Raw genomic sequence first — 24823 nt, 5'->3', positions numbered from 1 at the left:
CCGACAGAACAGAGCAGACAGAGAAAGGCCCGGCGCTCCCCCTAGCGCCGGGCCTTTCCTTTACGCGGCCTTGCCTCCGCCTCAACCGGCAAGGCCGCGATAGATAGCCGGCAGAGCCGCCGGCAGCCGGGCGATGTTCGACACCACGGCATAGCCGTGCTGGCCGAAGATCGCCGGCACATAGGATTTGGCGTCGCGGTCGACCGTCACGCCGAAGACGCGCACGCCCTTGCGCCGCGCCTCGATGACCGCGCGGCGACTGTCTTCCAGGGCAAAGCGCCCCTCGTAGTGATCGACGTCGTTGGGCTTGCCGTCGGTCAGCACCAGCAGCAGCTGTCGCCGGTTCGGCTGCTCGACGAGCTTGGCCGTCGCATGGCGGATCGCCGCGCCGATGCGGGTGTAGTAGCCCGGCTTGAGCGCCGCGATGCGGTTCTCCACCACAGGGCCCATCTTCTCGCCGAAATCCTTGACGGTCTCGATGCGCACCCAGGAGCGGCGCCGCGAGGTGAACGTCAAGATCGAGTGGTTGTCACCGCAGGCGGCAAGCCCGTTGGCCAGCACCAGAAGCGCTTCCTTCTCGACATCCAGCACGCGCAGGTCGTCGAACCAGGCATCGGTGGAGAGCGACACGTCGACGAGCAGGGTCACGGCAAGGTCATGTGCCTGCGGCCGGCTCATCAGGTGGATGCGGTCACTGCCCTCGCCGCCGGCCTTCAGGTCGGTCCGGCTGCGCACCACGGCATCGAGGTCGAGGTCGGCGCCGTCGAGCTGGGCTCTCAGCATCTCGTGCTTCGGCCGCAGCACTTCGAACTGCCGGCGCACACGGCGGATCAGGCTCTTCATCGCGGCACTGGCTTCCGGACCCTGCACCTCCTCCGGCGCCGGCCCCGCCAGCACACGGCAATAATCCTTGAGATAGGCGTTGCGTCGGTAGTCCCATTCCGGATAGCTCAACTCCGCCGTCAGCGGCGTACGGTCGAGCGCCTCGGGTGGCAGATCGAGATCGAAGCGGAACCGCGCCGATGGCCTGCCCTTCCGCTCGCCGAGCGTCATGTCGTCCAGTTCCTCGGCTGCGGCCGCATCGTGATCGTCGCTGTCGTCGCCGGGGCGATCGACATTGACCATCTCCGCCATCGCGAGGATCTTCTCGAAACGGTTGAGGATGAAGGGGCTGCGGTCCTTGTCGCGGCCGTCGCTCTTTTCGCGCGTCGCGATCTGGCGCCCGGTCGTAGCGCCCTGACGGTCCCCGCCGGCGGCCGGCCGATCCTCTTCGGCGCGTGGTGCACTCTCCTCGCGCAACAGCGCGTCAGGCCACAAAGGCACAGGCATCATCGGCAGATAGCCGGGCGGCGCCTTGACCGGCAAAGGCACCGGATAGGCAAGCGGGGCAAGGCCTGCGCCGGCGCGAAGGAGATTGATGACGCGGTCCTCGATGAGGCTCTCCACGCGCGGCAGCTTGCCGCGCTGACGCTCGACGAGCACTGCGGCGCAGAGCGCACGGTAGCGGGCTATGAGGCCGGGAAACTGGCTAACCACGGCCTGCGCCGTCTGCGCGGCCCTCTCGAGCAAGGCAAGGTCGCGGACGAGCGGATCGTCGGCCGAGACCGGATCGAGCGGCATGACCGCCATCGCGGCTGCCAGCCAGACATAGAGATCGCGGTTGAGTGCGACCGTCGGCAGGAGATCGAGGACCGCGGGCAGCATGACGGTCGCGTGGTCGCGCCCGGGCTGAACCAGCTTCTCCTCGCCAAGGCCCAGCCGCTGGCGGAATTTCAGCCGGTGACCGGAGGTTCGCCCGCGCGCCGGGGCGAGTTGCACGGCCCGCTCCCCACCGAAGCCGCGAAAGCAGACGGAGAGCACCGGCTGGACCTCCTCGAGCAGGACCGCCGCCTCCGGATAGCGCGGCCAGGTGCGCGTATTGCCGGCAATATTGTGCCAGGCCCGCCCGACGGTCTCTTCCAGTTCCAGGAAGTCCAGCATGATGCACCTCTTTAGCGGATGACCGCGCTTGCCAGTTCGAGAAGAGCGGCTCGCACGTCCGGTTCGTCGGTCAGCGGCTCGATCATGGCGCACCGGACCGCATCCCTCGGCGCAAGGCCCGCATCGATCAGGCTGGCGCAATAGACCAGAAGACGGGTGGAAACCCCTTCCTCGAGATCATGGCCTTTCAACGCACGCAGCCGGCGGGCGAGCTCGACCAGCGGCGCGACCATGCCCTCGGCAAGGCCGCTTTCCGCCGAGACGACGGCAATCTCGCGGTCCTTGGGCAGGAAGTCGAACTCGATGGCGACGAAGCGCTGACGGGTGGAAGGCTTCAGCGTCTTCAGAAGATTCTGGTAGCCCGGATTGTAGGATACGACCAGCATGAAGCCGGGTGGAGCGCTCAGCACCTCGCCGGTGCGCTCCAGCGGCAGGATGCGTCGGTCGTCGGTCAGCGGATGCAGCACGACCGCCACGTCCTTGCGCGCCTCGACCACTTCGTCGAGATAGCAGATGCCGCCTTCGCGCACCGCCCGCGTCAAAGGCCCGTCGACCCAGACCGTGTCGCCGCCCTTCAGAAGATAGCGGCCGGTGAGGTCCGCAGCAGCCAGGTCGTCATGGCAGGAGACGGTCGAAAGCGGCAGGCCGAGCTTCGCCGCCATGTGTCCGACGAAACGGGTCTTGCCGCAGCCGGTCGGCCCCTTGAGCAGCAGCGGCAGCTGGCGCATCCAGGCCGTCTCGAACAGTTCGCATTCGCTTCCGGCCGGCGAATAGGCCGGAATGTCGGGCGACGGCGGATTGGTGAGCATGAGGTTCATGGGGTGTATCCTTCTTGGGCAATATTGAGTGAGGCCTGGGCTCGCCGACTGCTTCTCCCCATGGAGGAGAAGCGTCGAACATTCGTCGAGAGGCTTGGGGGCAAGGCGATGAGGGGGCCGTTGGCGCAAGCACCCCCTCACCCGACCCTACCGGCCATCTTCTCCCCGACGGGGAGAAGGCTGGATCACTCGGCGGGTTCGGCCACGCCGCCGAAGGCCGGCGCCTTTTCCTTGCCGGGCATGAGTACCGACCAGGCGAACATCAGCGCAGAGATCAGAACCACGACGCCGGAGCCGAGCCGTACCCAGTAGAACAGCGCGAGCTGGTCCTGGACGGCCATGTAGCTTTCGCCGAGCACCCGCTGCAGATGGACCTGCAGCACGCCGGCGAAGGTGAGTGCGAAGGTCATCACCGACATGGCCGTGCACATCATCCAGAAACTGGCGATCGACAGCCACTGGTTATAGGGCTGGCGGCCACGGATCTCCGGGATCGCATAGGCCATGATCGCAAGGTTGAGCATGACATAGGCGCCGAAGAAGGCGAGGTGGCCATGCGCGGCGGTGACCTGCGTGCCATGGGTGTAGTAGTTGATAGAGGACAGCGTGTGCAGGAAGCCCCAGACGCCGGCGCCGAAGAAGGCCATGACCGAGCAGCCGATCGACCACAGAAGAGCGGCCTTGTTCGGATGCTTGCGACCGGCCTTCCAGGTCATCACGAAGGTGAAGATCACCATGGTGAAGAAGGGAGCGACCTCGAGCGTCGAGAACAGCGAGCCGATCCACTGCCAGTATCCCGGGGCGCCGATCCAGTAGTAGTGGTGGCCGGTGCCGAGGATACCGGAGAACAGCGCCAGGCCGACGATGACGTAGAGCCACTTCTCGACCACTTCGCGATCGATGCCGTTGAGCTTGATCATCAGGAAGGCCAGAACCGAAGCCATGATCAGTTCCCACACGCCTTCGACCCACAGATGCACGACGTACCACCAGTACATCTTGTCGAGCGCCAGATTGACCGGATTGTAGAAGGCGAACAGGAAGAAGATGGCGACACCCCACAGCCCGAAGATCAGGATGTTGGTGACGACTGTCTTGCGGCCTTTGAGCACCGTCAGCGTGATGTTGAACAGGAACATCAGGCAGACGATGACGATGCCGACCTTGATGGCGAAGGGCTGCTCGAGGAATTCGCGGCCCTCGTGGATGTGGAACAGATAACCGACCACGGCGACCGCGGCGGCAATCAGGAAGATCCAGAACTGGGCGATCGCCAGCTTCGGGCTATAGAGTTCCGTCTCCGCCTCTTCCGGCAGAAGATAATAGGTGGCACCCATGAAGCCCATGAGCAGCCAGACGATCAGCGCATTGGTATGAACCATGCGCACGATGTTGAAGGGCAACAGTTCGGACAGCGTATTGGGCAGCACGTAGATCGTGCCGGCGAGCACGCCGAACAGCACCTGGGCGAGGAAGAGGCCGAGCGCGCCGTAGAAATACAGCATCGCGACCTTTTGGGTTTGGTACTTCATTGTCGTTTCTCCTTGTCGCGGCGCTTGCTCAGCCGGCGTCGTTCGGCGGCCACTTCTGCGTTTTGATGCGGCTCGTCCATTCGAGGAAGTCGGCGAGGTCGTTGAGTTCCTGTTCGCTCAGGTTGAACTGCGGCATCTGCCGACGACCTTCGACGCCCGACGGCTGTGCGGCCATCCAGGATTTCAGCGTTTCGCGGGCCCCTTCCGGATCGTCCTTGCCGCCCCAGCGCACCCAGACATTGCCGAGTTCGGGGGCGAAATAAGCGCCTTCGCCGAGCAGGGTGTGACAATTGATACAGGCGTTCTTTTCCCAGACGTGCTTGCCGCGCGCCACGCCGTCGGTCAGCGTGGACTCGTCGGTGGAGGTCGTCCTGATGTAGTAGTGGCTATGGGCGGTGAGGCCCACGAAGATCGTGAAGAAAAAGATGGACCCGCCATAGAAGACGTTGCGGGCCCCTGTCTTGGTTAGGCGCTCTGCCATCCCCATGGTCCTTTCGTTCGCCGCAGCTTTCATTCAGCCGCCGGCCTGGTGAAATCCCCCTGCAGCGGTCGGCGGCCTGGCCGCCCCTCATGCCGTTCTGCGGGACGGTCCCTTTCTAGCGACGGACGAAAAGCCTTCTTTGCTATTTGGCAAACAAACAGGCGATGGTCCGGGAGGCTCAGACCGGAGCGGCGAGCGCCACGAAAATGGTGCGCGAAAGGGCCAGCAGCACGAAGGTGATCGGCCAGGCGACGAGCGCGAAGCGCAGCGCTCCGCCGGCGCGCCTGAGGCCCATGAAGTCGAGAATGACGATGCGCGCCTTGGCAAGCGCTGCCACGAGAACGATGGCGATCGGCACCAGCATGTTGCCGCTGAGAGCCGCCGTGATCGCCCCGCCAACCGCCAGCACGCTGGCCATAACGAAAGCCCAGTGAAGGCGCTCTTGGGAAAACCGGTCCATCGGGTCAGGCCAGGTAGATGATCGGGAACATGACGATCCACACAAGGTCGATCGCATGCCACAGCGTGGTGATCAGCGCGACATTGCCGCGCGACGGCCGCCAGGCGATCAGCAGCATGACGAGCGCGCCGAACACCACATGCAGAAGATGGAAGCCGGTGATGATGAAATAGAGTTCGAAGAAGCCATTGAACGTCTCTTCTCCGGCATAGCGGATCTCGCCGGAATACTCGAAGAGCTTGACGGCGAGGAAAACGAAGCCCAGCAGGGCCGCCGCGATCAGCGAGCGGCGGACCTGCCGGGTTGGGGCGGTGCGGCGCACCGCCAGCGCCGCCTGCCAACCACTGGTGAGAAGCACGACGGTGTTGATTGCCGCCAGACCCGGGCTCAGATGCAGACGTGCCAGGGCGAACCGCTCGGGTTCGAAGGCCGACATCACCAGAAAGGCGCCGATCAGTATCCCGAAGGCGACAAGCTCGCTCCACACGAGCACCCAGAGCAGAAGAACGTCGCTCTCCTCCTCCTCGACCGGGGCCGCCATGGCGACCGCTGCAATATTGGTTCCCATCATCATGCACTTTTTCTTAAGGAGAGCCGATCGGCGCGTCTTTGCGGCAGCACAAAGAAAAATGACAGTCGGCAAGTTAGGGTCGCAGCATCAAAGGAGATTGCTTCCATGACTGACGCCCAGATCGGCCTTTCCGTCGCCACGCCCATCATCATCGGCTTTGCGATTCTGCTTCATCGCATGGGCGTCCTGCAGCGCGGGGGAACCATCTCCGCCGTGCTTGCCTCGGTCGCCATCGCCACCGTGCTTTTCGTCAGTCAGTGAAGAGGAGTTTGTCATGCACCCCGACCGCATCATCGACGAACAGGACCTGAACACGCTGAGGCAGAACCACGAGGAGCTGCTCGGCCTTTGCCGCAATCTCGAGGAGCTGGCCGACAGCCTGCCCTACGCCGTCAACGAGAGACTGTGCCGCGATGTGTCGGACCAAGTCCTGCCGCTATTGTCCCGGACACAGGAATTCGAGGAGCAGCTGCTTTTCCCTGATCTAGACCGGAGCGCCGGTTCCTGCTTCACGGCGATGATGATCGAGCGGCTAAAGAACGAACACCGCTGCGACCGGCTGGCTGCCGAGGAGATTTCTCTGACGCTGAAAGCCATGCTGCGCGGCCATTGCGGCCTGACCTTCGAGACCATCGGCTACATGCTGCGCGGATTCTTCGAATGCGTGCGCCGCCACGTCGCCGCCGAGAAGGCGATGATCGACCAGTTGATCCCGGCCGATCCGGAACCGCGGATGGCCTTGGCATGACCAACCTGTTGATCGCGCTCGGCGCTTTTCTCGCCCTTCACTCCGTACCGGCCATTCCGCCTGTCCGCGCGGGCGCGATCGCTGTGCTCGGCCGGCGCACCTATCTCGGGCTCTATTCGCTGGTCTCGGTGCTCGTCCTCGCCTGGGTGTTCCAGGCAGCGCTCACCACTGACTACATCCCGCTCTGGGAGCCTGCCGGCTGGCAGGCCAAGGTGACGCTGGTTACCGCACCGATCGGTGTCTTCCTCGTGCTGGCCGGTCTTGCCAGCGCCAATCCGCTGTCGGTCACCATGCGCCAGGACACTACCCCGGGCGCCATCACCACGGTGACCCGCCATCCGGTCCTGTGGGGTTTCCTGTTCTGGTCGGTCGGCCATCTTGTGCCGAACGGCGACCTGCGCTCGCTGATCCTGTTCGGAGGGCTGGCGCTTTTCACCGTGTCGGGTTTTGCCCTGCTGGATCGTCGCGCCCGCAAGCGGCTTGGCGGACGCTTCGCTCAGATGGCAAGGGCGTCCTCGCTTGTGCCCTTCGCAGCCGTCCTGTCCGGCCGCAACCGGTTGCGGGTCGACGGCCCTCTCCTGCTCTCGACCCTCGCCGCTGCGGCGGTCACCGGCTGGCTGCTCTTAGGCGGGCACGCCCTTCTGTTCGGCGCCGATCCGCTGCTTGCCACCACTTTCTAGCCCGGAATATCGCCGGTCCATTCGGCCGCCAGCGGCTCGTCCGAGATCCGCAGAAGATCGAGGGCGCGCGCGGCAATGTGATCGACGATCGCCTCAACCGTCTCCGGTCGGCGGTAGAAGGCCGGCACCGGCGGCATGACGATCGCCCCCATCTCGGTCACCGACACCATATTGCGCAAATGCCCGAGATGCAGCGGCGTTTCGCGGGCCAGGAGTATGAGCGGCCGGCGTTCCTTCAGGTGCACGTCCGCAGCTCGGATCAGCAGCGTATCGGCAAGCCCTGTCGCTATGCCGGAGAGGCTGCGCATCGAACACGGCGCAACGATCATGCCGGCGGTGCGAAACGAGCCGCTGGCGATCGCCGCCCCGATATCGCCGATGGCGTAGCGCCTGATTGCCAGCGCTTCGAGTCGGACCAGGGCATCCGCGCCCAGTTCATGGGCAAAGGTCCGCTCCGCCGCCGTCGACACCACCAGATGGGTCTCGACACCGGCAAGCGCGGCCAGCCGCTCCGCGATCCTCATGGCGATCGGCGCACCTGAGGCACCGGACACGCCCAGCACGACGCGCTTGGCACTCATGGCAGATCCCCCAGCCCGAGCTCGCTCCACAGAGCATCGACCTTCGCAGACACCTCCGGCGACATATTGAGAACCCGCCCCCATTCGCGATCCGTTTCCGGTCCGATCTTGGTCGTGGCGTCAAGCCCGAGCTTGCCGCCGAGCCCGGGCTTCGGCGAGGCGAAGTCGAGATAGTCGATCGGCGTTTCGGAGATGATCGTGACATCGCGGCTGGCATCGAAGCGGGTCGACAGCGCCCAGATCACGTCGTGCCAGCTGCGCACGTCGATATCCGGATCGACGGCGATGATCAGCTTGGTATAGCTGAACTGCGGCAGCATCGACCACAGCCCCATCATGATCCGCTTCGCCTGTCCCGGATAACGCTTGTCGATCGACACCACGATGGCGCGGTAGGAACAGGCCTCGGGCGGCAGCCAGAGGTCGGAGATCTCGGGGAACTGCTTCTTCACCAGCGGCAGGAAGAGCTCGTTCATCGCCTCGCCGAGTTTCGACGGCTCGTCCGGCGGCCGGCCGGTATAGGTCGAGAGGTAGAACGGCTTCTTCCGCATGGTGATCGCCGACAAGGTCATCACCGGGAAGCGATCGACCGAATTGTAGTAGCCAGTATGGTCGCCATACGGCCCCTCCTCGGCCATCTCGCGCATCGAAACCGTGCCCTCCAGCACGATTTCCGCATTGGCGGGAACGCAGAGCGGCTGGCTGACCGCCTTAACCACCCGGCTGCGCCGCCGCTTGAGCACGCCGGCAAAACCGAGCTCGCTCATGCCCTCGGGCAACGGCATGACGGCCGCAAGGATCGTGCCCGGGTCCGCGCCGATCACCACGGCGACCGGCATGTCCTGCCCCAGCTTCTGCCACTGGCGATGATGCTTCGCCCCGCCGCGATGGGCGAGCCACCGCGTGATCAGCCTGTCGCGGCCCAGCACCTGCATGCGGTAGATGCCGACATTGACATCGTTGGGATCGTCCGGCGAGCGGGTGATCACTAAAGGCCAGCTGACCAGCGGCGCCGGCTCCCCCGGCCAGCACCACTGGATCGGCAGGCGGCCGAGGTCGACCTGGTCGCCGCGCCAGACGACCTCCTGACAGGAGGCACTGGAAACCTGCTTGACCCGAAGCGAGAGCGCCGACTGCAAGAGCGGTAGTTTCCCCATTGCTTCTTTGAGAGACCGTGGCGGTCGCGGCTCGCGCAATTCGCCGAGCAGATCCGCGAGTCCGCCGATCCCACCGCTCTGGAGCCCGAAGCCCCATTCGATTCGCTCGCGCGTGCCGAACAGATTGGCCAGCAGCGGGATCGGCAGGATCTCGCCGGCCGCATTGACCGGCTTTTCGAACAAGAGCGCCGGCCCGCCGGAAGCAAGCACCCGCCGATGGATCTCCGTCACCTCATGCACCAGCGATACAGGCTTCGTGATGCGCCTGAGGCTGCCGCGGCGTTCCAGTTCGGCGGCGAAATCCTGAAGGTCGGCATAGCGCCGGATGGCAGAGGGTGCGTTTGTCATCCCGCCTGTGTGGCGGCTAAAAATCATCGAGTCTTTGCGCTGGCTCAAACGCTCGCGCCGAGCGAGCCGTTAGCATGGCGCGCACCGCATTCCGCAAAGGCCCTGAAAATATGGAATTTCCCAGAACGCTCGCCACGCCCCTGAACTACGTCCCGATAGCGGTGATCGAGCGAGCGACGGGCCTCCTGTTCAGCCGCATGATGAAAGAGCATCCCGGTCTGTTCGAACGCCTGGGCGAGCACAAGGCCAAGCGTTTCGCCTTTGTGCCCAGCGACGTTCCGCTCGCCTTCGTTGTCGAGCCCGGCCGCCCGTCGATCCGCGTGCTGCGCAAGAGCGGTTCGACGATCACCGCCGACGCGACGGTCGAAGGTCCGCTGTTCATGCTGCTGGCGTTGCTCGAAGGACGGTGCGACGCCGACGCCTTGTTCTTCTCCCGCGACCTCAACGTCACCGGCGACATGGAGGCCATGCTCGCCATGCGAAACGCCCTCGACGACTGCGACATCGACCTGCCGCGCGACCTCTCGACGCTGGCCGGTCCCTTCGCCCCGATCTTCGGCCGCATGGCCGAGGGCATTCGCCGCCGCGCGCTTAGCAGAGAGGGATCCGCATGGAACTGATCTGCCCGGCCGGCACCCCCGCCGCCTTCCGCGAAGCCGTCGATGCCGGCGCCGATGCCGTCTATTGCGGCTTCCGCGACGAGACCAATGCCCGCAACTTTCCCGGTCTCAACTTCAGCCGGGACGAACTGCGCGAGGCGATTGCCTATGCCCGTCGCCACAAGACGCAGACCTTCGTCGCGCTCAACACCTTCATGCGCGCCGGCGACGAAGAGATCTGGTACCGCGCCGCAGCCGACGCCGTGGCGCTTGGCGCCGACGCCCTGATCCTCGCCGATTTCGGCCTGATGGCGCATGTGACGGAGCGCTATCCCGAACAGCGGCTGCACGTCTCGGTCCAGGCCTCCGCCTCCAATGTCGACGCGATCAATTTCCTCGTCGACGCCTTCAACGCCAAGCGGGTCGTTCTGCCACGCACGCTGACCATCGCCGACATCGCCCGCATCGCCCCGAAGATTCGCTGCGAAATCGAGGTCTTCGTCTTCGGCGGGCTTTGCGTCATGGCCGAGGGGCGCTGCTCGCTTTCTTCCTATGCGACCGGCAAGTCGCCCAACATGAACGGCGTCTGCTCTCCGGCAAGCCACGTCCACTACCGCAAGGAAGGCAATGAGCTCGTCTCCGAGCTCGGCGACTACACCATAAACCGCTTCCCGGCCGGCGAGGCCGCCGGCTATCCGACGCTATGCAAGGGCCGTTTCGACATCGCCGACGACCGGGCCTACGCTTTCGAGGATCCTGTCTCGCTCGACGTCATGAGCGAGATCGACGCCTTGACCGCCGCCGGCGTCAGCGCGCTGAAGATCGAGGGTCGCCAGCGCGGCAAGGCCTATGTCGCCGAAGTCGTCTCGACGCTGAAGAAGGCGCTCTCGGCCAAACCCGAACAGCGCACTGCGCTTCTCGCCGGCCTGCGGGGTCTGAGCGAAGGGCAGAAGACCACATCGGGCGCCTACGAGAAGCGCTGGAGATAAGCATGACCGATACCGATACCGATACCCCTTCCCCTTCCCCTTCCCCTTCCCCCTCGCTCACCATGGGTCCCGTCTACTATCTGTGGGACGGCCCCAAATGGCGCGACTTCCATTTCCGCATCGCCGACGAATCGCCCTTCGACGCGGTGGTGATCGGCGAGACCGTGTGCTCCAAGCGCCAGCATTTCATCGAACCCCATCTTGCCGAAGTGACCGAACGGCTCGAGGCGGCCGGCAAGACCGTGGTGTTCTCGACGCTGGCGCTGGTGACGCTGGAGCGGGAAAGCCGGCAGGTGCGCGAACTGGTCGAGGAGAGCGATCATCGGATCGAGGCTAACGACCTTTCGGCGCTCGGGCTGTTGAACGGCAAGCCGCACAATGTCGGCCCGCTGGTCAATGTCTACAATGCGGCAACCGCGAGGCTGCTGGCGAACCGGGGCGCCAGGACCATCTGCCTGCCGCCCGAACTGCCCTTCACCTCCGTCGAGCGGATCGTCGCCGACAGCCCCGGCATCGATTTCGAGGTCTTCGCCTTCGGTCGCATGCCGCTCGCCATTTCGGCGCGCTGCGCCCATGCCCGTTCCAAGGGCAAGATTAAGGACAACTGCCTTTTCGTCTGCGGCGAGGAGCCGGACGGCCTGTCGGTCAAGACGCTGGACCGCCAGTCCTTCCTCGCGCTGAACGGCGTTCAGACCGTGTCCCACACTTGCCAGGCGCTGCTTGGAGAACTGGCGGACCTCGCCGCGTGCGGCGTCTCGGCCATGCGCCTGTCGCCGCAGGACTGCGACATGGTCGCGGTCGCAAGGCTCTATCGCGCCATGCTCGACGGCACGCTGGAGGCCGATGAGGCGATCGACCATCTCCGGGACATCTATCCGGCAGCGCCGCTGTCCAACGGTTTCCACCACGCCCGCGAGGGTGCGGCCTGGGTGGCCCGCGCCCGCGATGTAGCGAGCGGCGCCATGGCCTGACGATCGAGCCGGCCGATCAAGCGGATCGGCCGGGCTCTCCCCAGAACGTCAGCTCCGCAGGCCCGGCGCCTCGTGGCCGGTCCGCGCCACATACTCCGTGTAGCCGCCGCCATACTGGAACGCGCCTTCGGGCGTCAGTTCCAGCACGCGATTGGAAAGCTCCGCCAGGAAGTGACGGTCGTGGCTGACGAACAGCATCGTGCCTTCATACTGCGACAGCGCCTTGATCAGCATTTCCTTGGTGTCGAGATCAAGGTGGTTGGTCGGCTCGTCGAGCACCAGAAGATTCGGCGGGTCGAACAGCATGATCGCCATCACCAGACGCGCCTTCTCTCCACCCGACAGAACGCGACAGCGCTTCTCGATGTCGTCGCCGGAGAAGCCGAAGCAGCCGGCAAGGGCCCGCAGCGGCGCCTGGCCTGCCCGCGGGAAGGTGCTTTCCAGCGTCTCGAAGATCGTCATCTCGCCATCGAGAATATCCATCGCATGCTGGGCGAAATAGCCCATCTTGACGCTGGCGCCGACGCTGACCGTGCCCTGATCGGGTGTGGAATCACCCGCCACCAGCTTCAGCAGGGTCGACTTTCCGGCGCCGTTGACGCCCATGATGCACCAGCGCTCCTTGCGCCGGACCATGAAATCGAAGCCCTCGTAGATGACCCGCTGGCCGTACTTCTTGTGCACGTTCTTCAGATTGACAACGTCTTCGCCCGAGCGCGGTGCCGGCTGGAATTCGAAGGCGACGACCTGGCGGCGCTTCGGCGGCTCGACGCGGTCGATTTTCTCCAGCTTCTTCACCCGGCTCTGCACCTGCGAGGCATGGGATGCGCGCGCCTTGAAGCGCTCGATGAACTTGATTTCCTTGGCCAGCATCGCCTGCTGCCGCTCGAACTGCGCCTGCTGCTGTTTTTCGTTCTGTGCCCGCTGCTGCTCGTAGAACTCGTAATTGCCGGAATAGGTGTTGAGCGAGCCGGCATCGATCTCGATAATCTTGTTGACGATGCGGTTCATGAACTCGCGGTCGTGCGAGGTCATCAACAGCGCGCCTTCATAACCTTTGAGGAACTGCTCCAACCAGATCAGGCTCTCCAGGTCGAGATGGTTCGACGGTTCGTCGAGCAGCATGACATCGGGGCGCATCAGAAGGATGCGGGCCAGCGCCACGCGCATCTTCCAGCCGCCCGACAGCTTGCCGACGTCTCCGTCCATCATTTCCTGGCTGAAGCTCAGGCCAGCCAGCACTTCGCGGGCGCGGCCCTCCAGCGCATAGCCGTCGAGCTCCTCGTAACGAGCCTGGACCTCGCCATAGCGCTCGATAATGGTATCCATCTCGTCCAGCCGGTCCGGATCGACCATGGCGGCCTCAAGCTCGCGCAGCTCGGCAGCGACCTCGCTGACCGGGCCTGCGCCGTTCATCACTTCGGCCACCGCGCTCCGGCCGGACATCTCGCCGACATCCTGGTTGAAATAGCCGATCGTCACGCCCTTCTCGACCGAGATCTGGCCCTCGTCCGGCTGTTCCTCGCCAGTCACCATGCGGAAGACCGTCGTCTTGCCGGCCCCGTTCGGACCGACCAGGCCGATCTTCTCGCCTTTGTTGAGCGCGGCGGAGCTCTCGATGAAGAGAATACGGTGGCTGAGCTGCTTGCTGATGTTTTCGATACGAATCATGACCGGACATGGGGGCTTGAGGGGTTCCGGGGCGCCTTATGTCACGGGTCGCATGATCTGTCGAAATTTTATCGCAGTGCAGCGGCCCGATTTGGTCATTCTGCCGCCGACCACCCTGCATGAGCGGGCATGACGGGCTGGGCGCATCGTTCGACCACGGCGAACTGACAGGCGTACCCGCCCGCCGGACGCGGTTCCACGCAGATCGCCTCTAGGAAACGGTCGCCTGCCTCTCTAAACTCGTGCCGACGGCCGCCCTGGCCGGGGGAACGGAAGAGGAGGCCGTTGTTCCGTGAAACTGCGACATGCCCTGGTCTTTGTCATTCTACCCGTCTTCATCGGGCTTGCCGTCTTCCAGGGCGGCGCTGTGGCCACGCGCGCCTATATGGAAGAGGCATCGCTCCAGGCAAGTTCGGCACTGCGCCTCGCCGTCTCGGCGCTTGGCGGCCACCTGAGCCGTTACGAACCGCTCCCCGCGCTGATCGCCGATCACGACGACATCAAGGCATTGCTGCGCGCGCCCTCCGATCCCGCCCTGAGAGAGACCGCGAACGCCTACCTCAAGGAAATCAACGCCCTGCTCCGGTCCTCCGACATCTATGTCATGACCATGGACGGCGAGACGATCTCGGCCAGCAATTACGACGGGCCGGCGAGCTTCGTCGGGCAGAACTTCAGCTACCGCCCCTATTTCCAGGATGCCGCCAAGGGCCGGCAATCCCGGTTCTACGCCCTCGGCACCACCTCCCTGAAACGCGGCTACTATTTCGCCTCGCCCGTCAGCGTCGATGAAGACATCCGCGGCGTGATCGTCTTCAAGGTCGACATCGATTCGATCGAGGCGTCGTGGAAGGGCGGCGAATACAAGATCTTCGTCGCCGATCCGGAAGGCATCATCTTCATGACCGGCAGCCCGGAGTGGCTCTATAGCGGCATCCATCCGCTGGACGCGGCACGGCTCGCCCGCACCCAGGCCTCGCGTCGCTATGCAGATGCGCCGCTGAAAGAGTTGCCGTTGCGCGAGAGCGAGGAAGGCGGCCACCGGCTGATGACGGTCACGGCGGGCGGCGCTTCCCGCGAATACCTCGTGCTGTCGCACTACATGCCCGAGGCCGACTGGACCGTGAACGTGCTGATGGACACGGCATCGGTGCGCGGCCAGGCCCGCACCGTGGTGATCGCCGTCGTGCTTTTCGTCTGCCTCGCCGGTCTGGCGATCGCCATCCTGCTGCAGCGCCGGGCCCGCACGGCCGAACGGCTGCGTATCGAGGAGCGGGCCCGCAACGAACTCGAGCATCGTGTTGCCGAACGCACCGCCGACCTTGCCCGCGTCAATGAGCAGATCGAACTGGAAATCGCCGAGCGGCGACTTACCGAACAGGAGTTGCGCAAGACCCAGGCCGATCTGATCCAGGCCGGCAAGCTCGCCGGCCTCGGCCAGATGTCCGCAGCCCTGTCGCACGAGTTCAACCAGCCGCTCGCCGCCGCCAAGACCTATGCCGATAGCGCCGCCTTGCTGATCGACCGCGGCCGCACCGGCGAGGCGCGCGACAACCTGCTGCGCATCTCGGGCCTCGTCGACCGCATGGCCTCGATCAGCCGGCACCTGCGGAACTTCGCCCGCAAGCCAAACGAGAAGCTCGGGCCGGTGGCGCTGGACGCGGTGATCGACGACACGCTGGAAATCGTCGCAGCCCGGCTCAAGGTGGCCAACGCGACCCTCGACGTCGACCTCGGTCGCGGACATCTTTTCGTGGTGGCCGGACCGGTTCGCCTGCAGCAGGTCCTCGTCAACATCCTCACCAATGCCGCCGATGCGGTGGAGGGTCAGGCCGACCGCAACATCGAACTCAAAGCTCGCCGCAAGGGCGGCAAGGTCGTCATTACCATCCGCGACCATGGACCCGGCGTCCCCGCAGCCATCGCCGAGCGCATCTTCGACCCCTTCTTCACCACCAAGGGCGTCGGCAAGGGGCTCGGCCTCGGCCTCTCGATTTCCTATAATATCGTCAAGGATTTCGGCGGCAGCCTGTCGGTCGCCAACCATGCGGAAGGCGGCGCGGTGTTCCGCATCGAGCTCGACGCCGCGGAAAAGATGAAGGAGGCGGCTGAGTAATGAACGGCCAGCGCATCCTTTTGATCGACGACGAGGAAGACATGCGCCGGTCCTCGGCCCAGGCGCTCGAACTCTTCGGCCTGGAGGTGACGACCTTTTCGACGCCGGAGCCCGTTCTCGAACTGGTCGGCTACGGTTTCGGCGGCGTCGTCGTCAGCGACATCCGCATGCCCGGCATGGACGGGATGACATTGCTGCAGCACATCCGAGAGGTGGATGCCGAAATCCCCGTGATCCTGGTGACCGGCCATGCCGACGTGCAGCTCGCCGTCAGCGCCATGCGCGCCGGCGTCTATGACTTCCTGGAAAAACCCTTCACCGCCCAGCATCTCGCCGGCATCATCCGCCGGGCCCTGGACCGGCGCAGCCTGGTCATGGAAAACCGCCGGCTGCGCGCCGTCGCCGGCAAGCGCGACGACATAGAGACCCGCCTGCCGGGCAGAACCCAGGTCATGGTCGACCTGCGCTACAGGCTGCGGGCCATCGGCGCCACGGACGCAGACACGCTGATCATCGGTGACACCGGCGTCGGCAAGGAAGTCGTGGCCCGCGCGCTGCATGACGTGAGCGCGCGCGCCAACCGGCCGCTGATCGCCATCAACTGCGCGGCCCTGCCGGAAAACCTGATCGAAAGCGAGCTTTTCGGCCACGAGGCCGGCGCCTTTCCCGGCGCGCTACGGCCGCGCTACGGCAAGTTCGAGCATGCCCGCGGCGGCACGATCCTGCTGGACGAGATCGGCTCCATGCCCTTCGACCTGCAGGCGAAGTTCCTGCGCGTCCTGCAGGAGCGGGTCATTACGCGGCTGGGTTCGAACGAGGTCGTACCGCTCGACGTACGCTTCATCGCCACCAGCAAGGCGGACCTGGAGGCCGAGGTCGCAGCAGGGCGCTTCCGTGCAGACCTCTTCTATCGCCTCAATGTCGCGACCCTGCATGTGCCTGCCCTGGCAGACCGGCTTGCGGACATCCCGATCCTCTTTCTCCAGCTGGTGCGCGAGGCCGCCGCCCGGTACAGGCGCGACGATATCGACGTCTCCCCCGCCCTGCTGGCCGAGATTGCCGCCCGCCCCTGGCCAGGCAATGTCCGCGAATTACGCAACGCCGCCGACCGGCTGGTGCTGGGGCTCGATCCTCTCCCCGACGAAAGCCCGCAGGTCGCCGTGCGCCAGCGCCTCGCCGACAAGGTCGCAACCTATGAACGCGGCATCCTAGCAAGCGCAATTTCCGCCCATGGCGGCAATCTGAGGCCGGTCTACGAGCAGCTCGGCATCTCCCGCAAGACGCTCTACGAGAAGATGCAGAAATACGGGCTCGAACGAAAGCCCGGCATGACGCTCGACGACTTCGATAGCTGATCGGCCGATGGGTGGATTTCCACCCATCATCATCGCGCTTTGTTCCCGAACCCACCCATGCTGCATTGCATGCATCGTCAAAACCGGGCCCGTGCCGCCTCATACCACTTGCGAGCCGCCCTCCGCCCCGCACTGTTGGCGCATCCAGGACCGGCGCGGAAGGAGCCGCACCGGCCTGGCGCAATTCATCCGGGAGGAATTCGATGAAGATCCTGAAAACTATGCTCGGCCTCGGTGCCGCGTTCGCTGTCACGCTGTCGTCCGCCGCCGCCTTTGCCGAGGGCTATCCGGAGCGCACGATCACCATGGTCGTGCCCTTCGCCGCCGGTGGCCCCACCGACACCGTGGCCCGCCTCGTCGCCGAATCGATGTCGAAGGACCTCGGTCAGCAGATCATTGTCGAAAATGTCGGCGGCGCGGGCGGCACGCTCGGCGCCGGCCGGGTCGCTGCCGCTCCGGCGGACGGCTACACCGTGCTGCTGCACCACATCGGCATGGCGACCAGCGCCACACTCTATCGCAAACTCGCCTATGACACGCTGAACGCCTTCGATTATGTCGGCCTCGTTACCGACGTGCCGATGACGATCGTCGCCCGCAAGGACCTCGAGCCGGCCGACCTCAAGGGCCTGGTCGACTACATGAAGGCCAACAAGGATACCGTCACCGTCGCCAATGCCGGCATCGGTGCCGCCTCGCATCTTTGCGGCATGCTGCTGATGAGCGCGATCGACACCCCCATCGTGACCGTGCCCTACAAGGGCACCGGTCCGGCCATGACCGACCTGCTCGGCGGCCAGGTCGACATCATGTGCGACCAGACCACCAATACGACGAAGCAGATCCAGGGCGGCACGATCAAGGCCTATGCCGTGACATCGCCCGCCCGTCTCGACGTTCTGCCGGACGTGCCGACCGCAGCCGAAGGCGGTCTCGCCGATTTCCAGGTCGGTATCTGGCACGGCATCTACGCACCGAAGGGCACCCCTTCGGAGGCCATTGAACGCCTGTCGAAGTCGCTTCAGGTCGCGCTCAAGGACCAGAACGTCGCCGCCCGCTTCGCCGAACTCGGCACCGCACCGTCGCCGGAAGCCGACGCGACGCCGGCAGCACTCAAGGCTAAGCTCGAAAGCGAGATCGCCCGCTGGAAGCCCGTGATCGAAGCCGCCGGCCAGTTCGCCGACTGACCTCTCGCTTTGTGGCTGCCGCCCGCGCGATTGCGGGCGGCAGTCCCGCGCGGCGTGACTCAGCGGCTTTGACGGCCGCACCAAGGGGGACACCATGAAATCCATGAAATTCGACCGGACCGACGCCCTTTGCGGCGCTCTGTTCATGGGGCTTGGCGGCTTTTTCGCCTATCAAAGCCTCAGCCTCGAGCTCGGCACGGCCTTTCGCATGGGACCGGGGCTCTTCCCGCTCATGCTTGCCGCCATTCTGATCCTGCTCGGCACCATCATTCTTCTCCAATCCGGCAAGGTCGAGGGCGAACCGCTCGGCCCGATCGCCTTGAGGGGCATCCTTCTCATCCTGCCGGCGCCGATCTTCTTCGGGCTCACCGTGCGCGGCCTCGGCTTCGTGCCGTCGATCTTCTTCGCAGCGCTGATCGCCGCCTTTGCCTCGCACCGCATGGGCCCGGTCATGGCACTGCTGCTGGCCGCCGCCATCACGGTCTTCTCCGTGATCGTCTTCAGCTACGCCCTCGGCCTGCCCTTCGAACGGTTCGGCCCCTGGACCCGGTTTTAGGAAGAACCCATGGATTTCTTCAGCAATCTCGCCCTCGGCTTTTCCACCGCGGCCTCGCCGGAAAACCTGCTCTTCTGCCTGATCGGCGTTCTGCTCGGCACGCTGATCGGCGTGCTGCCCGGCATCGGCGCCACCGCGACCATCGCCATGCTGCTGCCGATCACCTTTCAGCTCGAGCCGGTCTCTTCGCTGATCATGCTCGCCGGCATCTACTACGGCGCGCAATACGGTGGGTCGACCACCGCGATCCTGATCAACATGCCGGGCGAATCCTCGTCCGCGGTGACTGCGATTGATGGCTACCAGATGGCCCGAAACGGCCGCGCCGGTGCCGCGCTGTCCATCGCCGCGCTCGGCTCTTTCTTCGCCGGCACGGTCTCCACCTTCCTGGTCGCCGTTCTTGCCATCCCGCTCACCGCCGTGGCACTCAAGTTCGGCGCCGCCGAGTACTTCTCTCTTATGGTCGTCGGTCTTGTCTCCTCGATCGCTCTCGCCCACGGTTCGATCGTCAAGGCACTTGCCATGGTCTCGCTCGGCCTGCTGCTCGGCCTCGTCGGCACCGACATCTATTCCGGCACGCCGCGCTTCACCCTCGGCATCCGCGAATATGCCGATGGGTTGAACTTCGTCGCGGTCGCCGTCGGCGTCTTCGGCATCGCCGAGATCCTGCGCAACCTGGAAGGCGAGAAGACCCGCACCGTGCTGATGTCGAAGGTGAGCAACCTCTGGCCGACGCGCGACGACTTCCGCCGCATGGTGGCGCCGGTCCTGCGCGGCACGGCCATCGGTTCGGCGCTCGGCATCCTGCCGGGCGGCGGCGCCATCCTCGCGGCCTTTGCCTCCTACACGGTCGAGAAGCGCATTTCCGACCATCCGGAAGAGTTCGGCCATGGCGCGATCGAGGGCGTCGCAGGTCCGGAATCGGCCAACAATGCCGGTGCCCAGACCTCGTTCATCCCGCTGCTCACCCTCGGCATCCCGGCCAACCCGGTCATGGCGCTGATGGTCGGCGCGATGATCATCCAGGGCATCGTGCCCGGGCCGAACGTCGCCACCGAACAGCCGGCGCTGTTCTGGGGCATCATTGCCTCCATGTGGATCGGCAACTTGATGCTGGTGGTGCTGAACCTGCCGCTGATCGGGCTCTGGGTGAAACTGCTCACCATCCCCTACTACGTGCTCTTTCCGATCATCATGGCCTTCTGCTCGATCGGGGTCTACAGCGTCAATTCCAACGTCTACGACCTCTATGCCGTCGCCGGTTTCGGGCTGCTCGGCTACATCCTGGTCAAGCTGCGTTGCGAGCCGGCGCCGCTGCTGCTCGGCTTCGTGCTCGGGCCGCTGCTGGAGGAGAATCTGCGCCGCGCCATGATCCTGTCGCGCGGCGACCCGATGACCTTCGTCACCCGGCCGATCAGCGCCGTGCTTCTGCTCATTGCCGTGGCCGTCCTCGTCGTCGTCTTCCTGCCCTCGGTGAAGGCGAAGCGCGAAGAGGTCTTCCAGGAAGAGGATTGAGCCCTCGGCCTGATTGCGCAGGCACCCCACGCCCTTCGACGATCGCCCGCGGCAGGAGACTGCCGCGGGCGATTTTCATCTGCCGGTGTTCCCCGGGCCGCCGTAGGACCAGGGGTCCCGGGCGTCTCTGGCCGATACTCAATCCCCGTAGCCGACAATGCCCTTGATCTCGAGGAAATCGTGGATGCCCCAGTCGGCATATTCGCGTCCGTTGCCCGACTGCTTGTAGCCGCCGAACGGGGCGTGCGTGTCCCAGTCCGGATAGTTGAGGTAAACCGACCCGGCGCGCATCTCGAGCGCAACGGCCCGGGCATGCTCGATGTTCTGCGACTGGACGTAAGCCGCAAGGCCATAGACCGTGTCGTTGGCGATGGCGATCGCCTCTTCTTCGGTCTTGTAGGGCAGGATCGACAGCACGGGCCCGAAGACTTCCTCGCGGGCGATCGTCATGTCGTTGGTGACGTTGCCGAAGATCGTCGGGCGGACATAGTAGCCGCGGTTCAGACCCTCGGGGCGTCCGAGGCCACCGGTGACGAGGGTTGCGCCTTCCTTGATGCCGGCCTCGATCAGGCGCTGGATCTTGTCGAACTGCAGCTGGGAAACGACAGGGCCGAGATCGGTATCCTCGGCGGTCGGACTGCCGACCTTGTGGGCTTCGGCAGCGGCCTTGGCGAAGGTCAATGCCTCGTCGTGGCGGTCGGCCGGAACCAGCATGCGGGTCGGCGCATCGCAGGACTGGCCCGAATTGCCGAAGCAGCCCTGCACACCCTTGGTCACGGCCGTTTCGAGATCGGCGTCGGGCAGCACGATATTGGCAGACTTGCCGCCGAGTTCCTGGGCGACGCGTTTGACGGTGTCGGCCGCGGTTTTGGCGACGATGATGCCGGCGCGGGTCGAGCCGGTGAAGGACACCATGTCCACATCCGGGTGGCCGGCCATGACCTGGCCCACATCGGGGCCGTTGCCGTTGACGAGGTTGAACACACCCTTCGGCACGCCGGCCTCTTCCATGATCTCGGCCCAGACGATGCCGGAGATCGGAGCGATTTCCGAGGGCTTCAGGACAACCGTGCAGCCGGCGGCAATCGCCGGCGCGACCTTGCAGACGATCTGGTTGAGCGGCCAGTTCCACGGCGTAATGAGCGCGCAGACGCCGATCGGCTCCTTGACCACGGTGGTCGAGCCGCGCTTCTCGGAGAACGTGTAGTTCTCCAGCGCCTCGATGGTGGATTCCATATGCGCGCGGCCGGCCCAGGCCTGGGCGTCGCGGGCAAAGGACAGTGGCGCGCCCATTTCGTTGGACACAGCAACCGCGATGTCTTCGAAGCGGGCATTGTAGACTTCGAGGATCTTCTTCAACAGCGCCAGGCGCTCGGCGACCGAGGTCTTGGAAAAGCTGGCGAAGGCCTTCTTGGCGGCGGCAACCGCCTTGTCGACATCGGCCTTCGAGCCGACGGAGATCTGGGTATAGGCCTCTTCGTTCGCGGGATTGATGACGTCGAGGGTTGCCGGCACGGCCGGATCGACCCAGGCGCCGTCGATGAAGAATTGCAGATGGTGAGACATGGATAACTCCAATCAGAGGTCGGAAATGGCAAGGCGGACGGCGTCGGGCGCCGTTCGTAAAATTCTGCTCGTATCGCTCAGGGCAGGTAGTCCATGTAGCGGTCGAGATCCCAATTGGTGACTTCCTTGAGGAATCGCTTCCAGTCGTCGCGCTTCATCAGGTCGTACAACTCATAGAGCCTGCCGGGCATGGCTTCCAGTACCAGATCGTCCTTCTGCAGGGCATCCAGCGCTTCGTTGAGGTTGAGCGGGATGAGGTCGACATGGCCGCCCGCCTTCATCACTTCCACGACATTGCGATCTTCCGGTGCGCCGGGGTCGATCTTGTTGGAGATACCGTCGTCGAGCGCCTTGATCAGCGCCGCGCAGAACAGGTGCTGGTTGACCATGGCGTCGACGGCGCGGAACTCGAAGCGGTCGGGTGCCGAGATGCGGATGGTGCAGGAGCGGTTCTGCAGGCCCCAGTTGGCGCCGATCGGTGCCCACAGGCCGACATCGGCAAAGCGGCGATAGGAGTTGACCGTCGAGGCTCCGATCGCGGTGAGCGCGCCGATATGCTTCAGCGCACCGCCAAGGGCATGGTGGCCGATCTCGGTCGGCAACCAGCCTTCCTCCTTGTTCTCGAACTCGTTCACGCCACCCTTGGTGTAGGTGAAGAGTTCTTCCATGCCCGGCAGCTCGCCCGGCACCAGCTGCTGCAGCTCAGCCGATCCGCCGGTCCAGATCGAGCAATTGTGGTGGCAGCCATTGGCCGGCACGCCCATCATCGGCTTTGCCATGAAGCAGGCGATCAGTCCGTGCTGGCGGGCGACCTCGTTGCAGATCTGGCGATAGGTGGTGAGCCGATCGCAGGTCTTCAGCGCATCGTCGAAGGCGAAGTTGAGTTCGAGCAGGCCCGGCGCGTCCTCGACGTCGCCCTGGATCATGTCGAGACCCATGGCGTGCGAATATTCATAGACCTGCGTCCAGATGTGACGGGCGCTTTCGAACTGGCCGATGTGGTAGGCATAGGGTTCGGTGATGCCGGAATAGGGCGTAGCCGAACCGTCCGGGTTCTTCTTCAGCCACAGCATTTCCGGCTCCATGCCAACGCGCAGGTGAAGCCCGTTGTGCTTCTCGCGGAATTCCCGGTCGAAACGCTTGAGGTTGCCGCGGGTATCGCATTCGAAATAGCCGCCCGGATTTTTCGCGTCCTCAAGGCCGTAGAACAGCGTGCAGAAGACACGGGCGACGCGCTTGTCCCAGGGCAGCTGGCAGAAGGTTTCCGGGTCGGGCAGCGCGACCGTCTCGCCATCATTGGCCGAGAAGCCGAACAGCGTGCCGTTCATGTCGGTCGAGACGTTGGTGACGCCGCCCATCCACGTCTGCACGCCCTTGCGGGCATTGTATTCCCAGTGGCGGGCCGGAACCGCCTTGCCGAGAACGCGGCCGGTTATCGAGATGTACTGGTAGTAGATGTATTCGATGCCGAGAGCCTTGATCTTCTCGCTTACCCGCGCGACGCGTTCCTTGCGCATAGGATCGTTCAGTTCGCGGAACATGTCGCAGTTTTCGTGCTTTGCCATAGGGCGTTCTCCTCTTTTGTTTTTGGGTTGGGACGGGTTTGGGGGTTCAGCCTTCGAGATAACGGGCGAGCTCGAAGGCGCTGACGGCGCGGGCAAGGGCGGCATGCTCGATCTCGCAGGCCTTGGCGAAATGCGCGGTGAAGGCCTCGCCGAAATGGCGGGCGGCGAGTTCGCTCGCTCTCAGTCGGTCGGCTGCGTCCTTCAGATCACGCGGCAGGCGGGTGGCGCCCGGCGGAATATCGTCCGGCCCTCCGAAGGGCGTCGCGTCCGGCGGGGTGATCTTGTTCTCCAGTCCGTCCAGACCGCCGGCCAGCGCCAGCGCCAGCGTCAGATGCGGGTTGCAGTCGGCGCCGGGCAGACGGAATTCCAGGCGGGCGCTATCCTCCGCCGACGGAACGGACCGCACCGCCGTGGTGAACGTGTATTCCGCCCAGCTGACCGATTTCGGCGCCCAGGAACCGGGAGCGAAGCGGCGATAGGCATTGACCGTGTGAGCGCAGAGCGCGAAAGCCTCGGGCACGAGCCTGGCCATGCCGCCGATGAAGTGCCTTGCCGCCTGATTGGTCGTGGCAGCCGGATCGGAAAAGACGTTGCGCCCGGTCGCCTTGTCCCGGAGCGACAGGGTGACATGACCGCCGATGCCGGGGAAGGAGCCGCCCATGGAGGCCATGAAGCTCGCCGTCATGTCCTGCCGGCGGGCATAGGCACGGGCCGCCTGGCGGAAGAAGGCGGCATCGTCGGCGGCCTTCATCGGCGTCTCGGCGGCAAGCGTCGCTTCGAAGCAGCCCGGACCCAACTCACCGGCGACCGCAAACAGCGAAACACCGTGATCGACGATGGCTTTCTCCAGGCCGGAAACGAATTCGGCCTGATCGGCCGCCGTCTGGCCCGACCAGCATTTGTTCTCCGGCATGAAGGTGTGCATGGCGGAAAAGCCGCTGTCGCGCAGGCTTGCCGCATTTTCCTTGAGGAAGATCACCTCGAATTCGAAGGCGGCGCGCACCTCGTAGCCCATGCTGGCCGCACGCTCGATCTGGCGCGCCAGCACGGCGCGCGGCATGAGTTCGCGGTTTTCCCCCGCATAGTCGGCAACGATCGCCGCGGCGTTCGGCTCGAAGGCATAGGGGCGAAGCGAGTCCACGTCGAGGCTCAGCGCCTCGGTGAGATAAGGGCCGCCGCCGAACAGGCTGTCGGCCGAGTCCCAGTGCGGCAGCGTGTTGGAAAAGCGCGGGTCCCGCGCCCAGGCAAGGAACTGCTCGCGCTTCAGGCGACGTTCGCGAAAGACGCTCGCATAGTCGAACAGGCCGACATGCAGGATGTCGATCCCATCCCGTTCGAGCCGGGCTGCCAATTCATTGAGCTTTGTCATGCAATCTC

The 24823-nt window shown here is 64.8% G+C and carries 23 protein-coding genes; 11 read left to right on the top strand and 12 right to left on the bottom strand.

All coding sequences use genetic code 11. The features are described 5' to 3' along the window. Positions 1–81: 81 nt before the first annotated feature. The 6 genes from AC07Y0_RS23545 to AC07Y0_RS23520 form a co-directional block, all read right to left on the bottom strand. Positions 82–1980 (bottom strand): nitric oxide reductase activation protein NorD, encoded by a 1899-nt coding sequence (locus AC07Y0_RS23545; RefSeq protein WP_498680022.1) that lies wholly within the window; start codon positions 1978–1980, stop codon positions 82–84. 11 nt (positions 1981–1991) lie between these two features. Continuing rightward, complete coding sequence (locus AC07Y0_RS23540; RefSeq protein ID WP_498680021.1) at positions 1992–2798, bottom strand: CbbQ/NirQ/NorQ/GpvN family protein; 807 nt, start codon at positions 2796–2798, stop codon at positions 1992–1994. Between the two features lie 185 nt (positions 2799–2983). Continuing rightward, the gene (locus AC07Y0_RS23535) at positions 2984–4330 is read right to left on the bottom strand and encodes a cbb3-type cytochrome c oxidase subunit I (RefSeq protein WP_498680020.1); all 1347 of its coding nucleotides are present in this window, start codon (positions 4328–4330) and stop codon (positions 2984–2986) included. Positions 4331–4358: 28 nt separating this feature from the next. Next, entirely contained in the window at positions 4359–4811 is a 453-nt protein-coding gene (locus tag AC07Y0_RS23530; protein WP_028737943.1) for a c-type cytochrome, read from the bottom strand. Between the two features lie 178 nt (positions 4812–4989). Then, positions 4990–5229 carry a cytochrome C oxidase subunit IV family protein gene (locus AC07Y0_RS23525; RefSeq protein WP_498680019.1) on the bottom strand — a complete coding sequence of 80 codons (240 nt, stop codon included), beginning with the start codon at positions 5227–5229 and terminating at the stop codon, positions 4990–4992. A gap of 46 nt (positions 5230–5275) precedes the next feature. Next, entirely contained in the window at positions 5276–5845 is a 570-nt protein-coding gene (locus AC07Y0_RS23520) for a cytochrome c oxidase subunit 3 (protein ID WP_498680018.1), read from the bottom strand. A gap of 102 nt (positions 5846–5947) precedes the next feature. Between AC07Y0_RS23520 and AC07Y0_RS23515 the strand changes: the two genes are divergently transcribed. The 3 genes from AC07Y0_RS23515 to AC07Y0_RS23505 are packed head-to-tail and all read left to right on the top strand — an operon-like array spanning position 5948 to position 7270. Further along, positions 5948–6103 (top strand): hypothetical protein, encoded by a 156-nt coding sequence (locus tag AC07Y0_RS23515; protein ID WP_498680017.1) that lies wholly within the window; start codon positions 5948–5950, stop codon positions 6101–6103. 13 nt (positions 6104–6116) lie between these two features. After that, positions 6117–6590: a hemerythrin domain-containing protein gene (locus tag AC07Y0_RS23510; protein ID WP_498680016.1), complete on the top strand. Its 474-nt coding sequence runs from the start codon at positions 6117–6119 to the stop codon at positions 6588–6590. Then, entirely contained in the window at positions 6587–7270 is a 684-nt protein-coding gene (locus tag AC07Y0_RS23505) for an NnrU family protein (RefSeq protein ID WP_498680015.1), read from the top strand. The genes AC07Y0_RS23510 and AC07Y0_RS23505 overlap by 4 nt, the downstream gene beginning before the upstream one ends. On the opposite strand, the gene AC07Y0_RS23500 is transcribed toward AC07Y0_RS23505, so the two are convergent. Together AC07Y0_RS23500 and AC07Y0_RS23495 are read right to left on the bottom strand one after the other, a co-directional pair. Beyond that, positions 7267–7851 carry a UbiX family flavin prenyltransferase gene (locus AC07Y0_RS23500; protein ID WP_498680014.1) on the bottom strand — a complete coding sequence of 195 codons (585 nt, stop codon included), beginning with the start codon at positions 7849–7851 and terminating at the stop codon, positions 7267–7269. The genes AC07Y0_RS23505 and AC07Y0_RS23500 overlap by 4 nt on opposite strands. Then, positions 7848–9356: a UbiD family decarboxylase gene (locus AC07Y0_RS23495; RefSeq protein WP_498680013.1), complete on the bottom strand. Its 1509-nt coding sequence runs from the start codon at positions 9354–9356 to the stop codon at positions 7848–7850. The genes AC07Y0_RS23500 and AC07Y0_RS23495 overlap by 4 nt, the downstream gene beginning before the upstream one ends. 110 nt (positions 9357–9466) lie before the next feature. On the opposite strand from AC07Y0_RS23495, the gene ubiT reads away from it, so the two are divergent. Genes ubiT through ubiV form a run of 3 tightly spaced genes read left to right on the top strand, consistent with a single transcriptional unit; the run spans position 9467 to position 11915 of the window. Then, positions 9467–9976 carry a ubiquinone anaerobic biosynthesis accessory factor UbiT gene (gene ubiT / locus AC07Y0_RS23490; protein WP_498680012.1) on the top strand — a complete coding sequence of 170 codons (510 nt, stop codon included), beginning with the start codon at positions 9467–9469 and terminating at the stop codon, positions 9974–9976. Next, positions 9967–10944, top strand: coding sequence for a ubiquinone anaerobic biosynthesis protein UbiU (gene ubiU, locus AC07Y0_RS23485; protein WP_498680011.1), 978 nt, complete (start codon positions 9967–9969; stop codon positions 10942–10944). Before ubiT ends, ubiU begins: the two co-directional genes overlap by 10 nt. Before the next feature lie 2 nt (positions 10945–10946). Beyond that, on the top strand, positions 10947–11915 hold the full coding sequence (ubiV, locus tag AC07Y0_RS23480) for a ubiquinone anaerobic biosynthesis protein UbiV (RefSeq protein WP_498680010.1): 969 nt from the start codon (positions 10947–10949) through the stop codon (positions 11913–11915). 48 nt (positions 11916–11963) lie between these two features. Here ubiV and AC07Y0_RS23475 read toward each other — a convergent pair whose 3' ends face one another. Further along, positions 11964–13586 (bottom strand): ABC-F family ATP-binding cassette domain-containing protein, encoded by a 1623-nt coding sequence (locus AC07Y0_RS23475; protein ID WP_498680009.1) that lies wholly within the window; start codon positions 13584–13586, stop codon positions 11964–11966. A 292-nt stretch (positions 13587–13878) separates the two neighbouring features. Between AC07Y0_RS23475 and AC07Y0_RS23470 the strand changes: the two genes are divergently transcribed. The 5 genes from AC07Y0_RS23470 to AC07Y0_RS23450 all read left to right on the top strand — a co-directional run bounded on the left by AC07Y0_RS23470 (position 13879) and on the right by AC07Y0_RS23450 (position 20315). Further along, positions 13879–15702: a sensor histidine kinase gene (locus tag AC07Y0_RS23470; RefSeq protein WP_498680008.1), complete on the top strand. Its 1824-nt coding sequence runs from the start codon at positions 13879–13881 to the stop codon at positions 15700–15702. After that, positions 15702–17057 carry a sigma-54-dependent transcriptional regulator gene (locus AC07Y0_RS23465; protein WP_498680007.1) on the top strand — a complete coding sequence of 452 codons (1356 nt, stop codon included), beginning with the start codon at positions 15702–15704 and terminating at the stop codon, positions 17055–17057. Before AC07Y0_RS23470 ends, AC07Y0_RS23465 begins: the two co-directional genes overlap by 1 nt. 203 nt (positions 17058–17260) lie before the next feature. Continuing rightward, entirely contained in the window at positions 17261–18244 is a 984-nt protein-coding gene (locus AC07Y0_RS23460) for a tripartite tricarboxylate transporter substrate-binding protein (RefSeq protein WP_498680006.1), read from the top strand. A gap of 94 nt (positions 18245–18338) precedes the next feature. Next, the gene (locus tag AC07Y0_RS23455) at positions 18339–18800 is read left to right on the top strand and encodes a tripartite tricarboxylate transporter TctB family protein (RefSeq protein WP_498680005.1); all 462 of its coding nucleotides are present in this window, start codon (positions 18339–18341) and stop codon (positions 18798–18800) included. Between the two features lie 9 nt (positions 18801–18809). After that, positions 18810–20315: a tripartite tricarboxylate transporter permease gene (locus AC07Y0_RS23450; RefSeq protein WP_498680004.1), complete on the top strand. Its 1506-nt coding sequence runs from the start codon at positions 18810–18812 to the stop codon at positions 20313–20315. Between the two features lie 138 nt (positions 20316–20453). Here AC07Y0_RS23450 and AC07Y0_RS23445 read toward each other — a convergent pair whose 3' ends face one another. The 3 genes from AC07Y0_RS23445 to AC07Y0_RS23435 all read right to left on the bottom strand — a co-directional run bounded on the left by AC07Y0_RS23445 (position 20454) and on the right by AC07Y0_RS23435 (position 24815). Then, a complete protein-coding gene (locus tag AC07Y0_RS23445; RefSeq protein ID WP_498680003.1) occupies positions 20454–21881 on the bottom strand; it encodes an aldehyde dehydrogenase family protein in 1428 nt (475 codons plus the stop codon). A gap of 77 nt (positions 21882–21958) precedes the next feature. Next, positions 21959–23446 carry a glutamine synthetase family protein gene (locus tag AC07Y0_RS23440; protein WP_028738229.1) on the bottom strand — a complete coding sequence of 496 codons (1488 nt, stop codon included), beginning with the start codon at positions 23444–23446 and terminating at the stop codon, positions 21959–21961. 46 nt (positions 23447–23492) lie between these two features. After that, positions 23493–24815, bottom strand: a complete 1323-nt coding sequence (locus AC07Y0_RS23435) for a type I glutamate--ammonia ligase (protein ID WP_498680002.1) — start codon at positions 24813–24815, stop codon at positions 23493–23495. Positions 24816–24823 lie beyond the last annotated feature (8 nt).

The organism is Allorhizobium sp. GW101-3B10 (assembly GCF_059424725.1).
The sequence above is the reverse complement of the archived record's forward strand: the minus strand, read 5'-3'. Positions and strand labels throughout refer to the sequence as shown.